The organism is Acidobacteriota bacterium (assembly GCA_030949985.1).
GTDB lineage: Bacteria > Acidobacteriota > Polarisedimenticolia > J045 > J045 > JALTMS01.
The window spans coordinates 52,575-66,317 of the sequence record JAUZRX010000026.1; the positions used below are offsets into that span (position 1 = coordinate 52,575).

14 protein-coding genes are annotated in these 13,743 nt (G+C 68.4%); 5 read left to right on the forward strand and 9 right to left on the reverse strand.

Annotation, left to right across the window (positions count from 1 at the left end; all coding sequences use genetic code 11):
- Positions 1-90 precede the first annotated feature (90 nt).
- Positions 91-786 carry a class I SAM-dependent methyltransferase gene (locus Q9Q40_08090; GenBank protein ID MDQ7007178.1) on the reverse strand — a complete coding sequence of 232 codons (696 nt, stop codon included), beginning with the start codon at positions 784-786 and terminating at the stop codon, positions 91-93.
- Positions 787-871: 85 nt separating this feature from the next.
- Between Q9Q40_08090 and Q9Q40_08095 the strand changes: the two genes are divergently transcribed.
- Both Q9Q40_08095 and Q9Q40_08100 read left to right on the forward strand, forming a co-directional pair.
- Complete coding sequence (locus tag Q9Q40_08095) at positions 872-1,207, forward strand: DUF1820 family protein (protein ID MDQ7007179.1); 336 nt, start codon at positions 872-874, stop codon at positions 1,205-1,207.
- Between the two features lie 2 nt (positions 1,208-1,209).
- A complete protein-coding gene (locus Q9Q40_08100) occupies positions 1,210-1,491 on the forward strand; it encodes a hypothetical protein (protein ID MDQ7007180.1) in 282 nt (93 codons plus the stop codon).
- A gap of 18 nt (positions 1,492-1,509) precedes the next feature.
- Here Q9Q40_08100 and Q9Q40_08105 read toward each other — a convergent pair whose 3' ends face one another.
- The 8 genes from Q9Q40_08105 to Q9Q40_08140 all read right to left on the reverse strand — a co-directional run bounded on the left by Q9Q40_08105 (position 1,510) and on the right by Q9Q40_08140 (position 10,111).
- Positions 1,510-3,978: a heavy metal translocating P-type ATPase gene (locus Q9Q40_08105; GenBank protein ID MDQ7007181.1), complete on the reverse strand. Its 2,469-nt coding sequence runs from the start codon at positions 3,976-3,978 to the stop codon at positions 1,510-1,512.
- Complete coding sequence (locus Q9Q40_08110; GenBank protein MDQ7007182.1) at positions 3,975-4,748, reverse strand: sulfite exporter TauE/SafE family protein; 774 nt, start codon at positions 4,746-4,748, stop codon at positions 3,975-3,977. Before Q9Q40_08110 ends, Q9Q40_08105 begins: the two co-directional genes overlap by 4 nt.
- A complete protein-coding gene (locus Q9Q40_08115) occupies positions 4,745-5,233 on the reverse strand; it encodes a FixH family protein (protein ID MDQ7007183.1) in 489 nt (162 codons plus the stop codon). Before Q9Q40_08115 ends, Q9Q40_08110 begins: the two co-directional genes overlap by 4 nt.
- Positions 5,234-5,240: 7 nt before the next feature.
- A complete protein-coding gene (gene ccoG / locus Q9Q40_08120; GenBank protein ID MDQ7007184.1) occupies positions 5,241-6,650 on the reverse strand; it encodes a cytochrome c oxidase accessory protein CcoG in 1,410 nt (469 codons plus the stop codon).
- Between the two features lie 81 nt (positions 6,651-6,731).
- A complete protein-coding gene (locus Q9Q40_08125; GenBank protein ID MDQ7007185.1) occupies positions 6,732-7,343 on the reverse strand; it encodes a cbb3-type cytochrome c oxidase N-terminal domain-containing protein in 612 nt (203 codons plus the stop codon).
- A complete protein-coding gene (locus Q9Q40_08130) occupies positions 7,330-7,533 on the reverse strand; it encodes a hypothetical protein (GenBank protein ID MDQ7007186.1) in 204 nt (67 codons plus the stop codon). Before Q9Q40_08130 ends, Q9Q40_08125 begins: the two co-directional genes overlap by 14 nt.
- A gap of 1 nt (position 7,534) precedes the next feature.
- Positions 7,535-9,763, reverse strand: a complete 2,229-nt coding sequence (gene ccoN / locus Q9Q40_08135; GenBank protein MDQ7007187.1) for a cytochrome-c oxidase, cbb3-type subunit I — start codon at positions 9,761-9,763, stop codon at positions 7,535-7,537.
- Positions 9,764-9,775: 12 nt separating this feature from the next.
- Positions 9,776-10,111 carry a hypothetical protein gene (locus Q9Q40_08140; protein ID MDQ7007188.1) on the reverse strand — a complete coding sequence of 112 codons (336 nt, stop codon included), beginning with the start codon at positions 10,109-10,111 and terminating at the stop codon, positions 9,776-9,778.
- A 211-nt stretch (positions 10,112-10,322) separates the two neighbouring features.
- Between Q9Q40_08140 and Q9Q40_08145 the strand changes: the two genes are divergently transcribed.
- Genes Q9Q40_08145 through Q9Q40_08155 form a run of 3 tightly spaced genes read left to right on the forward strand, consistent with a single transcriptional unit; the run spans position 10,323 to position 13,653 of the window.
- Entirely contained in the window at positions 10,323-11,078 is a 756-nt protein-coding gene (locus Q9Q40_08145; GenBank protein MDQ7007189.1) for a Crp/Fnr family transcriptional regulator, read from the forward strand.
- Positions 11,079-11,082: 4 nt separating this feature from the next.
- Positions 11,083-11,949: a DMT family transporter gene (locus Q9Q40_08150; GenBank protein ID MDQ7007190.1), complete on the forward strand. Its 867-nt coding sequence runs from the start codon at positions 11,083-11,085 to the stop codon at positions 11,947-11,949.
- 24 nt (positions 11,950-11,973) lie between these two features.
- Complete coding sequence (locus Q9Q40_08155; protein ID MDQ7007191.1) at positions 11,974-13,653, forward strand: hypothetical protein; 1,680 nt, start codon at positions 11,974-11,976, stop codon at positions 13,651-13,653.
- Positions 13,654-13,743: the final 90 nt, after the last annotated feature.

A 13,743-nucleotide genomic window follows, 5' to 3' on the forward strand; every position in this document is an offset into this window, starting at 1 on the left:
GTCAGCCTCCCGGGATCGAAATCGAACCCTCCCGGCAAACCTAGGTCGCGCCGCGGGCCGGGTCGAATCGCCCCGGCCCGGCCGGCGGCTTCAGGGCGGCGTGCGGGGCCCGCTCTTCGCGCCGCCGGCGGATCCCCGCCGGTAGACCTGCCGCAGTCGCCGGACGGGACGGTCGTCCGGGTCGCCGACCTCGACGGACTCCAGCAGGCTCAGCCCGGCCTTCTCGAGGCGGGTGAGTTCTTCGCGGGTCAGGGGCCAGGGTGGCCCCTCCGCCTCTTCGCCGGCTTCCCGCAGGCGGCAGACCAGCACCAGCCGCCCCCCCTCCGCCACCAGGTCGGCGGCCTTGTCCATCGCCTCGGGGCGGATCTCGGCGGGCAGCGCCTGGAAGGTATAGACCTCCACCACCAGGTCGAAGGCCCGGCTCCAGCACGAGGGCAACGCGTAGAGATCCGCAACCCGGTAGTCCACGTCGCTGGATGCAAAGCGCCGGCGGCACCACTCGATGGCCGTCGGCGCCAGGTCGAAGGCCGTCACCTTCCAGCCCCGCCGGGCCAGTTCTTCGGCATCGTCACCCAGCCCGCAGCCGATGACCACGGCCCGCCCCCCACCGGCGGGCTCGCCCTGCTCTTCGAGCCACTCGACCAGCGGCCCCTTGGGAGCCAGATCCGCCCAGGGAACGAGGGCGGCGTCCCCCCCGGCCTCCTGGTAGAGGGGCTCGAACCACTCCGTTCCCACCCGCCGGGAAGACCCGGCGTTCCGCTCGCGGCCGTCAGGCCTCCGGCCCATGAAAGACTCCTCTCATCGCCCCCCGGAATGTGGCATGGTATAGCAGTGGACGCTGCCGCACCGGGCAGCCCCGAGGAGGACAGGCGTGGCGGGCCGTAAGCGCTATCGAGTGGTGTTCCACAACCAGGGGAAGGTCTACGAAATCTTCGTCAAGGCGGTCTCCTCCGCCGAAATCTTCGGTTTCGTCGCTCTCGAGGGCATCGTCTTCGGCGAGAAGAGCCAGGTGGTGGTCGACCCCTCCGAGGAGAGCCTGAAGAACGAGTTCCGCGACGTGGAGCGTTGCCTGGTGCCGCTGCACGCGGTGATCCGCATCGACGAGGTGAGCTGCGAAGGTGTCAGCCGCATCGTTCCCGGTGGCAAGGAGGGCGCCGTCGCCCCCTTCCCCGCACCGATCTACACGCCACCGCCCAAAGGCAAGTAGAAGTGGGGTGCGGTTGCCTGCTGGCGCTGATCGCCACCGCCTCCCCCCGGCTGGTCATCGTACTCCTCGTGCTCTTCAGCAACTGGTTCGGCCGCGCCTTCGACGGGCTGCTGATCCCGCTCCTCGGCTTTTTCTTCCTGCCCTACACCCTGCTGTGGAGCAGCGTGGTCTACAACGTCTACGGCCACTGGGGGCTGTGGCAGGTCCTGCTGCTGGTCGTCGCCCTGCTGCTGGACTTCGGCCACCTGGGGGGAGTCCACGCCAGCCGGCGCCGGTCCCGCTGACCCGGCGACCCGAGCGTCTCACGGCAGGCCCGGGACTTTTCCCGCCGGCCCGGGCGCCGGGAAGGTGCGCGCGCGGTAGGCCAGGGTGATCACGGTCAGGGAACTGGCCGGCATCAGGATCGCGGCGACCAGCGGGTTGATCTGCCCGGCCATGGCCAGGGCCGCGGCGACCAGGTTGTAGAGCAGCGAGAACACCAGGCCGGTGCGGATCACCCCCAGGGTACGCCGCGCCCCGTCGACGACTTCGACGAGGGGAGCGACGCCTTCCCGGCTGAGATAGACATCGGCGGCGGCCATCGCCGCCTCGGCGCCGGAGTGCACGGCGATGCCCACACCGGCCGCCGCCAGGGCCGCCGCGTCGTTGACGCCGTCGCCCACCATGACCACCCTCTCCGGCCGGGGATCCGACTCGATCACCGCCAGCTTCTGCTCGGGGAGCATCCCGCCCCGGCAGACATCCTCGGGCAATCCCAGTTGCCGCCCCACCTGGCGCACCAGCACCGGGTGGTCGCCGGAGAGCAGACCCACCCGCCACCCTCGCTGCTCGAGGGCCTCGAGGGCGGCGCGGGCATCGCGCCGGATCGGGTCGCCCAGGCCGGCGCCGGCCACCACCACGCCGTCCCAGGCCACCAGCACGGGAGTCAGTCCTTCACCGATCGCCGCCTCGACCTGCCGCCGCTCGGCGGCTTCCAGCGGTCGGCCGATCTCCCCGGCGATGAAACTCGGCGAGCCGATGGCCACCGGGCGACCTGCCAGCCGGGCCCGCATGCCGCTGCCCAACACCTGTTCGACCGCCTCGATGGACGCCTCGCCGGAGGCCTCGAAGGCCTCGGCCAGGGCCAGGGCCACCGGGTGGCTCGAGCCGCGCTCGATGGCGGCGACGGCGGGACCGATGCTCCGGTCGCCCCACCAACGCAGCACCTGCATCCGGCCCTCGGTGAGTGTGCCGGTCTTGTCCAGCCAGATGCGGCCCGGGCGGGCCAACCGCTCGATGATGTCGGCCCCCCGCAGGAGGATGCCCCGTCGGGCCGCGCTGCCGATGGCGGCGCTGACGGCCAGGGGCGTGGCCAGGCCCAGGGCGCAGGGACAACTGACGATCAGCAGCGCCACCGCGTGTTCGATGGCCGCCGAGGGATTCTCCGGGTGCCACCACCACCAGAGGACCACGGTGACGCCCGCGAGGAAAAGCACGGTGGCGGTGAACACCCCCGACAGCCGGTCCGCCATTTGTACGATGGGAGCCTTGCGCCGCGAGAACTCCTCCACCATCGCCATCAGTTGCCCCACCCGGGTCTGCTCGCCCGTGCGCTCGACGCGCACCACGAGGCGTGAGCCCAGGTTGAGGGTTCCGGCGAAGACCTCGTCGCCGACCGCGATGGGAGCCGGCTGGGACTCCCCTGTCAGCAAGGCGAGATCCAGGGCGGAGGCGCCTTCCACGACCACGCCGTCTGCGGGCACCGTCTCGCCCGCCCGTACTTCCACCAGGCTGCCGGGAGTCAGCGCCTCGACGGGGACCTCCCGCCCGACGGCGCCCTCGTCCAACGTGTCGAGCACCCGCGCCGTACGCGGGGCGAGGGAGAAGAGCAGCCCCGCCGCGTCGGCCGCCGCCCGCTGCCGCCGCCGCTGGATGAAACGGCCGGCCAGCAGCAGGAAGATCAGCGCGGTCACCGACTCGAAGTAGACTTCTCCCGTGCCGCGTATGGTGTTGAGGGCCCCCCAGCCGAAACCCGCGGCGATGCCGATGGAGATCGGCAGGTCCATGTGCAGGGTCCGGGTACGCCAGGCACCCCAGGCGCCCCGGAAGAAAACCCCTCCGCCCCAGATCACCGCGGGCAGGGTGAGCAGCAGGCTGACCCAGCGAAAGAAGGTCTCGTACTCTCGGGCCATACCGTGGAACATCCCGCCGTAGAGGGCGAAGGCGATCAGCATCACGTTGCCCGCCACCGCGCCGGTGATGCCCAGGCGCAGCAGGAAACGGCGATCTTCCCGGCGGGCCCGTTCCTCGGCGGCGCTGGCCCGGTAGGGATGGACCGGGTAACCCAGCGAATCGAGCAGGCCGGCCACCCGCGAAAGGGACAGGCGCCGGGGATCCCAGCGCACCCGGGCCCGGCTGCGGCCGAGGTCGAGCCGAACTTCCAGCACGCCTTCCATCACCTGCGGCACTTTCTCCACCAGCCAGACGCAGGCCGCACAGTGCACGCCTTCGAGGTAGAGTTCCGTCTCGGCCAGGGAATCGTCGAGCCGGCGACAGTAGAGCGCGAAGAAGGCCGGGTCGTCGAACTCCTCGTAGGCCCGTCCCGTCACCCGCGGCTGCTGGGCCTCCGCCTCCCGGGCCAGGTTGTAGTAACCGTCGAGACCATGCTCGTGGATCACGGCAAAAACCGTGCGGCACCCCTCGCAGCAGAACTGCCGCTCGGCCCCTTCTTCCACCAGCGCGGCCGGGACCGGCAGACCGCAGTGGGTACAGGAAACCTCCCGGGCGTTCATGGGCCGGCGCAGCAGGGAGGCTCCTCTTCGGCGGCGGCCTGCACCTGCTCGACGGCCTGTTCCACCGTGGTCGGCGCCCGGCGCCCGGAAGTCGCCACGGCCACCTTCTCGATGCGGGTGACCACCGCCAGCAGGCCGACGACGATCAGCGCCACCGCGGAGATCGTCGGGAGATGACGGCGCAGGGGACCGGCCATGGCCTGCAGCCCGAAGCCCAGGGACACCATCACCGGCAGGGTCCCGGCCCAGAACACGGCCATCACCAGCGCGCCCCGGAGGGCGCTCGATGTTCCGGCCGCGGCGACGACGAAGGCATAGAGCCAGCCGCAGGGGAGCAGAGCCGAGGCCAGGCCTATCACAAGGGCCCGTACCATCGGGGGCTTTTCACGCAACTGGGCCATCAGGCGTCCGAGCAGACGTTGCACGGACGCGGGCAGGGCCAGGCGTCCGACGTCCACGCCGCGCAACTGGAGCAGGGAGACCACACCCCACAGGGCGATCAGCACACCGGCCAGAATCGCCGTGACCCGCTGAACGCCCGCCAGGCTGCCGGCCAGGTCCAGCGCCGCCCCCAGGCTGCCGGCGGCCGCGCCGAGGATCCCGTAGGCCACGAGCCTCCCGCCGCTGTAGCAGGCGTGCCCGATGCCCCGGCGCCACCCCCGGGAGGGGTCCGCACCGGCATAGACCGCCACCAGCGGACCGCACATGGCCGCGCAGTGCAACGAGCCCAACAGGCTCGCCAGAAAGACCGTCACCACCAGGGCTGTCATCGTGGTTCGAGCTCCCGTGTCCGGGTCAGGGTGTAGCGCTGTTCACCATGCTCCACGACCCAGCGAAACTCCCACCTCCCCGGACGCTCCACGTTCAGCTCCGCCCGGTACCGGCCCGGTCCCGCCGGCTCGAGCCGCAGCTTTTGCCGGTGAGAGGAGCGGGCGATGGGAAAGGCCTCCACCTCGAGACTGGCGCCGTCGAGGTCGGCGCCCCGCCTGTCGCGCACCTGGGCCACCAGGGCCAGGGTTCCGGGAATCGGAGCGGCCGTGTCCAATTCGAAATGCAGCCTCCAGCCCAGTTCCCGGTTGATCGCCTGCTGGGCCTGGTGCTCGTCCCAGGCCAGGGCCTTCTGGTAGTAGTCCTCTTCCACGGCGAAAGAGGGGTTGGACCGCGCCACGACCAGCAGGGCGATGTTGGAGCCCACGCCCAGCACGAGCAGGCCGACGATGAACACCGGCCACTGCCATCCCTTCTTCAGTACCATGCCGCCCTCATCTTCCATGGCCTTCCGGACCCAGCAGCCGGTACTCGTACTCCCGGTCGAAGGCCTCTCCGCTGTGGATGCGAATCCGCACGACACGCTCACCCTGGGCGAAGCTCCCGGGCAAGACGTTGAGGAAAAGCGCCGTCGTCCCGGTCTTGCCGGCCCCCACCCGGATCGGATTCTCCGGGGCGATCATCTCGACACCCTCGCCATCCACCAGGCTGAAGGTGTAGAGGCGGTCCTCGTTGCTGCGGTTGACCAGCTTGATGCGCACCTGGTTCGAGATCGCGCCGCCGGGCAGTTGGGTGTAGGGCGCTCCCAGACCGCGCAGAATGGTCACGTCGGTGTCCTGCTTGCGGGCCAGGCTGAGGACCAGCATGCCGAAGACCAGCGCCAGGATCAGCGGGTAGAGCACCACCCGCGGCCGCAGAATGCGCGTCTTGCGGCCCTTCAGGGCGTCCTGCGAGCTGTAGCGGATCAGGCCCCGAGGCCGGCCCAGCTTCTCCATCACCGCATCGCAGGCGTCGATGCACTGGGTGCAGCCGATGCATTCGAGTTGCAGACCGTCGCGAATGTCGATGCCCGTGGGGCAGGTCACCACGCAGGCCCGGCAGTCGACGCAGTCGCCCCAGGCGCCACCCTCCGGCGGCGGCCCCTTTTTCTGCTCACCGAGCCGACCACGCACCTCGCCACGGCGGCGGTCGTAACCGACGATCAGCGAGTTGCGGTCGAGAAGCACCGACTGGAAGCGGCCGTAGGGGCAGGCCACGATACAGACCTGCTCTCTGAAGTAGGCGAAATCGGCGAACATCAGCAGCGTGACCAGGGCCATGATGGCAAAGGCCGTGGGATGCTCGGCCGGAGGTTGCTGAATCCAATAGAACAGCTGGTCGACGCCCACGAAGTACGCCAGAAAAGTGTGGGCCACGAAGATCGAAACACCGAGGTAGGCCACGTACTTGAGCACGCGACCCGCCGAAGCGCCCTCCCGGTCCATCTTCAACTGCCGGGCGCGGCTCCCTTCGAAAAGACGCTCGATCGGCCGGTAGATGAACTCCATGTAGATGGTCTGCGGGCAGGCCCAGCCACACCAGACCCGCCCGAAGATCGCCGTCAGCAGAAAGATCGTGATGAAGATCCCCACCAGCAGGAGCATCAGCAGCATCGTGTCGGTGGCGAGGAAGGTCTTGCCGAAGAACGTGAATTGCTGCCGGGGAATATCGAGGAGCATCAGCGGCTTGCCGCCGACCTCGAGATAGGGAATCGCGGTGAAGGCCGCGATCAGGGTCCACGCCACGACCAGGCGCCTGCGATAGAAGCGGCCCTTGGACAGCTTCGGCCGAATCCAGCGCCGGGATCCATCGAGATTGAGCGTCGAGAGGACCTGTTCCTCGGCCTCCGGTACGTGTCGACTCATCCCGACTCTCCTTTCCCGGCCGCCCCTGTCCTTCTGGACGGAGATGCGGCGGGCAGGAAAACGATACGCCCCGGAGAGCCGCTATTCACCCCCCGCGGCGGTCGTCGATGGCTGCTCACCTTCTTGATCGGGCTGGTAAAGCTCTCCCTCGGGAGCCTTGCCGTTGGGAGGGTTGGTGCCCTGGAGAGTCAGCACGTAACCCGCCAACTTGACCACGTCGGCCGGCGGCAGCAGGTTGCCCCAGGCCAGCATGCCCTTGGTCACCACACCGTCGTGAATCGTGCGGTAGATGTCGGTCGGCTTGCCGCCGTGAATCCAGTAGGGATCCGTCAGGTTCGGGCCGATCTGCCCCTCGCCGAACATTCCGTGGCAGGCCACGCACTTGCTGCGAAAGATCGCCTTGGCCTCTTCCATCGCCCCTTCGTTCTGAGAGAAGGTCAGAATCGCCTCGTCGTCGATCTCACCCATCGCCAGGATCGCCTTCGACTGCTGCTCGTAGTACTCCTTCATCACCGCCTGGTACTCGTCGGCCACCGTCCCTCCCGGGCCGAAATGGTAGTAGGGCACATAGAGCACGGCGAAGACGATCGTGGCCCAGAAGATGTAGACCCACCAGCGGGGCAGGGGGTTGTCGTATTCCTGGATGCCGTCGAAATTGTGATCGAGGATCTTGTCCTGTTCAGGCGTCGTCATCGTGATCCTCCTTCCGGAGCACGGGATCGTCATCCACCAGGGGCATGAACCGGGCCTGCTCGAAGCGACTCCGATTGCGTCCGGCGAAGGTGTAGATCGTAATCAGCCCGACGGCAACCACCGCCGAGAGGAAGCCCGCCTCGGCCCAGGAGACCAGCCCGGAAGCGCCGACGATGTCACTCAGCCTCATTTCAGTCGGTTCCCGCGGCCTGGGTGCCGGCGGCGGGCTCCTTCTTGATATCGGTACCGAGACGTTGGAGGTAGGCGATCAGGGCGACAATTTTCTTGTTCTCGAGCCCCTCGGACTCTCCCTGCTCGACCAGGCCGTCGGCGATCCCCTTGGCCTGGGCCCGGGCGTAGTCGATCGAGCGATCCACCTCGCTCTGGTCGTAGGGCACCCCGAGCCGCTTCATCGCCGTCATGTACTTGGGGATGTTCTCGTAGTTCAGGTCTTCCGTCAGCAGCCACGGGAAGGGCGGCATGATCGATCGGGGAGTGATCGACTCGGGGTCCTTCATGTGCCGCAGGTGCCACAGGTCGGGATACTTGCCCCCCACCCGATGCAGGTCGGGTCCGATGCGGCGCGAGCCCCACTGGAAGGGGTGGTCGTAGACGAATTCGCCGGGCTTGCTGTACTCGCCGTAGCGCTCGGTTTCAGCCCGGATCGGCCGCACCATCTGCGAGTGGCAGTTGTAGCAGCCCTCGGAGATGTAGATCTCGCGGCCGGCCAGCTCCAGCGGCGTGTAGGGCTGGACGCTGGAGATGGTGGGCACGTTGGACTTGATCAGGAAGGTGGGAATGATCTCGAAGAGCGATGCCGCGATCACGGTCACGGCGACCATCACGGAAAAGAAGAACGGGAGCGACTCCCACTTCGCATGCCAGCGGGCCTTCATGAAGTACTCGAGGCGGTAGGCCACGTTGGCCACGTGGGCGCCGCTGGCCTCGAGATCGGAAGGCGAGTCCACCGTGGGCTTGAAATCGCGGGCCAGGGCGGGCGCCTGGTGCACCGTCTCTTCGTAGGTCGCCGGCCGGCGGCGCCAGGTCATCAGCAGATTCCAGGCGCAGAGGAGGGTCCCGGTGATGTAGAGGCTGCCGCCGACGACCCGCGCCCAGTACATGGGCATCAGTTTCTGGGTCGTCTCGACGAAATCGGGATACGCCAGCCGGCCGGCCTCGTCGAAGGTCAGCCACATCAGACCCTGGGTCAGGCCGGCGGCGTAGATCGGGACGATGTAGAGCAGGATCCCGATCGTGCCGATCCAGAAATGCACCTCGGAGAGTTTCTTGCTCCACAGCTCGGCCTGGAAGATGCGCGGCGCCAGCCAGTAGAGCATGCCGAAGATCAGGAAACCGACCCAACCCAGCGCCCCCGCGTGAACGTGGGCGATGGTCCAGTCCGTGTAGTGGGAAAGATAGTTGACCTTTTTGATCGACAGCAGCGGCCCTTCGAAGGTCGACATGCCGTAGAAGGTCACGGCCACGACGAAAAACTTGAGAATCGGGTCCTCGGCCACCTTGTGCCACGCCCCTCGCAGGGTCAGCAGGCCGTTGAGCATGCCGCCCCAGGAGGGCATCCAGAGCATCACGGAAAAGAGCATCCCCAGGGTCGAGGCCCACTCCGGCAGGGCCGTGTAGTGCAGGTGATGGGGGCCGGCCCAGATGTAGATGAAGATCAGGGTCCAGAAGTGGAGGATCGAGAGCTTGTAGGAGAAGACCGGTCGATTCGCCGCCTTGGGCATGTAGTAGTACATCAAACCCAGGAAAGGCGTGGTGAGCAGGAAACCCACGGCGTTGTGGCCGTACCACCACTGCATGAAGGCGTCCTGCACGCCGGCGTAGATCGAATAGCTGTCGGTCAGCGTGGCGGGAACCCAGAGGTTGTTGAAGATGTGGAGAATGGCGATGGTGATGATCGTCGCCAGGTAGAACCAGATCGCCACGTAAAGGTGCCGCTCGCGGCGTATCTTCAGGGTCATGAAGACGTTCAGCGCGAAGACGACCCAGATCAGCGTGATCGCGATGTCGATCGGCCATTCCAGCTCGGCGTACTCCCGGCTCTGGGTGATGCCCAGCGGCAGGGTGATGGCCGCGGCCACGATGATCAACTGCCAGCCCCAGAAGTTGAGTTGACTCAGCAGCCCGCTCCACATGCGGGTCTTGAGCAGTCGCTGGAGCGAGTAATAGACCCCCGCGAAGATCGCGTTGCCGGCGAAGGCGAAGATGACGGCGTTGGTGTGCAGGGGCCGCAGCCGTCCGAAGGTGATCCAGGGGATCTTGAAATTGAACAGCGGATCGGCGAGCTGGAGAGCCGCGAGCAGCCCCGCCAACATCCCGACGATGCCCCAGACGACGGTAGCCAACACGAACTTCCGCACGACCTTGTCGTCGTAGACGAATTGCTCCATCTGTGCGTTCATCGTAGCTCCATCTCAGCCCGCTTCCGGGTCCAACAGCCCTTCCCGTCGCAGCCCGCGACTGCCGAGAGCCCGGGCGACCTGCTCCTCGGCTTCGATCAGGGTCCCGGGAACGAAAACCAGGTCCGCATCAGCCGCAACGGTGATCTGTACCGGTGATTCCGCGTCGAGTTCGGTCGGAAGCTGCAAGAGCACGGCAGCGCCCTCCGGGGCGACGATCTCGCGGCGGAGTGCCTGCTCTCCTTCACCGCCTTCGAGCCGGACACTGCCCGCGAGGAGAACGAAGACCCCTCCGGGCCGGTGCCCCCGATAGAGCAGGACCTGTCCCGCTGGACGAAGCCCCCGGATCACATCCTGCCATCCGAGAAGCCGTCGCACTGGCTCCGGAACAGACCCCACTGTCTCTCTCCCGCTGCATCTCAACCCGGGCCGCGGCTCATCCCGGCTGCAGCCCGCGATGGAGTCTACGGGAGACCCTTGACGCGGCCCTTGATGCGGATCAGAGTAGCGCTTGATCTGCGTCAAGATCGAGGCCCGAGGCTGCTATGGGATGCCGCAATCGATGACGACCCCCGAACAGCCCAACCCGGGGAGCCGAAGCGCCCACTCCCGGCAGGCCAACTGCTTTTCCTGCCAGATCAAGGACCGGACCGAGTGGTGCGCCCTGAGCGAGGACGAACTGCGCGAGGTCAACCGCTCCAAGGTCTGCAACTCCTACGAGCCGGGACAGGTGATCTTCTACCAGGGAAACCCCTGCCTGGGCATCCACTGCATCGAAGAAGGCACCGTGGCGCTGCGGAAGTTCGACGAACGGGGCAACACTTTGCTGGCGCGCCTCTTCCACGCGGGCGACACCCTGGGCTACCTGGCCTACTTCTCGTCCCAGGGCTACAGCGGAACCGCCGAAGCCCTGACGCCGTGCCGGATCTGCTTCGTGGACCGGGCCGCCATCCGCAACCTGCTCGAGCGCAACCCGGCGCTGGGGGTGCGCTTTCTCGGCCGCATCGCGGACAACCTGCGGGAGGCCGAGGACTCCAAGCTGCGCATCGTCGCCGTTCCCCTCAGGGCGCGGGTCGCCCATCTGCTGCTCGCCCTGAGGGACCGCTTCGCCACGGTGGCGGAGGACGGCTCGCTGACCATCGAACTGCCGCTCTCGCGGATGGACATGGCGGCCATGGTGGGAGCCCGCCCCGAGAGCATTTCCCGGGTGATCCGCCACTTCGAGAACAACGGCATCGCGGCGTTCAACGGTCGCACGGTGAGGATTCCCGACCTGGACCTGCTCCTCGACATCTGCGAGGAAGCAGGGCAGCCCTGACCCCGTGCGCACCCCGGGCCCGGCCCGGCTGGGCCTGCTGGCCGCAGCCCTGCTCTTCTCCACCGGGGGGGCCGCCATCAAGGCCTGCTCCCTGAGCGCCTGGCAGGTGGCTTCCGGCCGCTCGGCCCTGGCCTTCCTGGCCCTGGTCCTGCTGGTCCCCGCCTCTCGGCGACACTGGACCCGGCCGACCCTGATGGTGGGAGCCGCCTACGCGGCGACGATGATCCTCTACGTGGTGGGCAACAAGCTGACCACCGCCGCCAACACGATCTTTCTCCAGGCCACCGCCCCCCTGCATGTCCTGCTCCTGGGCCCCTGGCTGCTGGGGGAGCGCAGCCGGCGCCGGGATCTGCTGCTGATGGCAGCCGTCGCCACGGGCATGGCGTTGTTCTTCGTCGGCGGCGAAGCCCCCCAGGCCACCGCCCCCAACCCCCGCCTGGGCAACCTGGCGGCCCTCGCCGCCGGCCTGTGCTGGGGGCTGACCCTGATCGGCCTGCGCCGCCTGGGGCGCGACGCAGGCTCCGGCTCCGCCCCGGGGGCCGTGGCCGCCGGCAACCTGGTCGCCTGCCTGGTCACCTTGCCCCTGTGGGGCGCCCCCACGGCGATCGCCACCGGGGACCTGCTCCTGTTGCTCTACCTGGGGGTCTTCCAGATCGGCCTGGCGTACGTCTTTCTGACCCGGGCGATGCGGGTCCTGCCGGCCCTCGAGGCGTCTTTGCTGCTGCTCGCCGAGCCGGTGATCAACCCGCTGTGGGCGCTGCTGTTCCAGGGGGAAATCCCCGGTTCCTGGTCCCTGCTGGGGGGCGGCGTGATCCTGACGGCGGTGGCGGTCCACTCCCTGTCGGCCGGGGCGGCTTCGCCGGGCGACTGAAGTTCCGTCATAATCGAAAGTACCATGAACACTCCGGCCGGCCAGAGCGCCCCCGTTCCGTTCCCGGAACCTCTCGACGATGGACCTGTGGACCACGAGCGGCTGGCCGCTGCCCTGGAGCGGGGCCTGAGGCAGCGGCTGAGCCGGGAGTTCGCGCCCGGCCCCGCCTGCTCCCGCCTGGCGCACCTCGAAGCCCAGCGTCAGATCCTCGCCGCCTGCTGCGAACGGCTCGAACAGGAGATCGTTCACCTGCGCGACGCGGACCTCCCGGAAGAGGCCACCCGGCTGGAGCACGGCCTGCAACAGGCCCGGGACACTCGCACCAAACTCCTCGAACAATGCCGCAAGCTCGAAGCCGAGCTCGCCGGCGCCAAGGATCCCCCCCGTTTCGCCGCCCTGCGCGAGACCGTCGAGAAGGCCTCCACCCCGGAGACGATCCGGGCGCGCGCCAACGAGTGCCTCCAGGCCATCGGGCGCATCGGTGTGCCCGGCATTCGCTTTCTCTGGCGGGAACTCGCAACCGTGGCCGAGCGCGGAGGCCACCCCCTGACCGCCGACCTGGTTCGACGCTTCGAGGAGGCGGTGGCCGCGGCCGAGATCCACCACCAGCGCATCGAAACTCTTCGCCGCAGCCGGCAGAGCGAGCCGACTATCGCCCTGCTGCGGGAACAGGCCCGGGCCCTGCTCAAACAGGCGCCGCAGATGAGCCTCGAGGAACTTCGCGACCACCTGACGTCCATCGCCGGCCGCCTCAAGGCGATCCAGGAAGAGGCGACCCCGGTGGGCCGCCAGGCGGACCTGCTCAAACAGACCTTCGGCATCCTGACCCGCATCAGCAAGGACTACCAGCCCGGCTGGACCCCTCTGCTCGACCCGAAGCGGAAGGGCGAGGACTGGCGCGCCTACGCCCGCCAGGCGGACCTGCGCATCGAGGCCCGGCGGGCCGCGCAGCGCGCCGCGCAGCAGGCCGCCGAACAGGAGCAGAAAAGGGAGGCTCTCGAACGCTTGCGGGAGTTCGAGCGACAGATCGTGCTCGACGAGAGCCTCGAGCGGCTGCGCACGGCCATCTACCATCTCGACGGCCTGCCCCGTGTGGCGGGCACCGAAACCATCGCGGCCGAGTTTCTCGCCGAGGCCCGGCTGCAGGCCGAGATCGCCCTGCGCGCCGCCGGCGGGCCGGAAGACATCGAACGCCTGAACCGGGTGCTCGGCGAGCGGCGGGAAGAGATCTGCTCGGGACGGGTCTTCCGCCCCCTGCGCCGGTCCTGGAGCGAGCCGGCCCCCGCCGCATCGCTGGACACCCTCGACGCGGCCGAGAACCCGGAAGTCCAGGTCGTGGTCGAGAGCCTGGCCAGACCCTGGCCGCCGGAGATCGAAGCCTGTCGCAACGCCGGGAAGCACGAACGCGTCCTGCTGGTCGGCGGTCGTCCCAGCCCGCGCCGGGAGAAACTCTTCCAGGAGTTCTTCGGCTGGAGCACCGTGGAGTGGCAGGAGAGCTACCGCGACCACCAGGCCGATTACGCGACCCTTCGACGCCGCATCGCCGCCGATCGCTTCGACCGGGTGATCGTGCTCGGCCGTTACTGCGGGCACGACGTCAGCACGTCACTCAGCGGGTCGTGCCGCACTCACGGGGTGAGCTATCACGTGCACCCCGGCGGCCTGTCCGTCGCATCGCTGGCCACGTTCATCTACGGCGCCTGACCCCCACCGGAACGGCGGGCGGCTCCGATCTGCGCCGCCCTGTCCCGCCCCCTGCCGGCGGGCGGCTCCGCGGTTGACACCCCCGGGAAA

Coding starts and splice junctions, on each gene's coding strand:
- Q9Q40_08090 (MDQ7007178.1), bottom strand. CDS start 786: ATGGGCCGGAGGCCTGACGGCCGCGAGCGGAACGCCGGGTCTTCCCGG.
- Q9Q40_08105 (MDQ7007181.1), bottom strand. CDS start 3,978: ATGAACGCCCGGGAGGTTTCCTGTACCCACTGCGGTCTGCCGGTCCCG.
- Q9Q40_08110 (MDQ7007182.1), bottom strand. CDS start 4,748: ATGACAGCCCTGGTGGTGACGGTCTTTCTGGCGAGCCTGTTGGGCTCG.
- Q9Q40_08115 (MDQ7007183.1), bottom strand. CDS start 5,233: ATGGTACTGAAGAAGGGATGGCAGTGGCCGGTGTTCATCGTCGGCCTG.
- ccoG (MDQ7007184.1), bottom strand. CDS start 6,650: ATGAGTCGACACGTACCGGAGGCCGAGGAACAGGTCCTCTCGACGCTC.
- Q9Q40_08125 (MDQ7007185.1), bottom strand. CDS start 7,343: ATGACGACGCCTGAACAGGACAAGATCCTCGATCACAATTTCGACGGC.
- Q9Q40_08130 (MDQ7007186.1), bottom strand. CDS start 7,533: ATGAGGCTGAGTGACATCGTCGGCGCTTCCGGGCTGGTCTCCTGGGCC.
- ccoN (MDQ7007187.1), bottom strand. CDS start 9,763: ATGAACGCACAGATGGAGCAATTCGTCTACGACGACAAGGTCGTGCGG.
- Q9Q40_08145 (MDQ7007189.1), top strand. CDS start 10,323: ATGACGACCCCCGAACAGCCCAACCCGGGGAGCCGAAGCGCCCACTCC.
- Q9Q40_08155 (MDQ7007191.1), top strand. CDS start 11,974: ATGAACACTCCGGCCGGCCAGAGCGCCCCCGTTCCGTTCCCGGAACCT.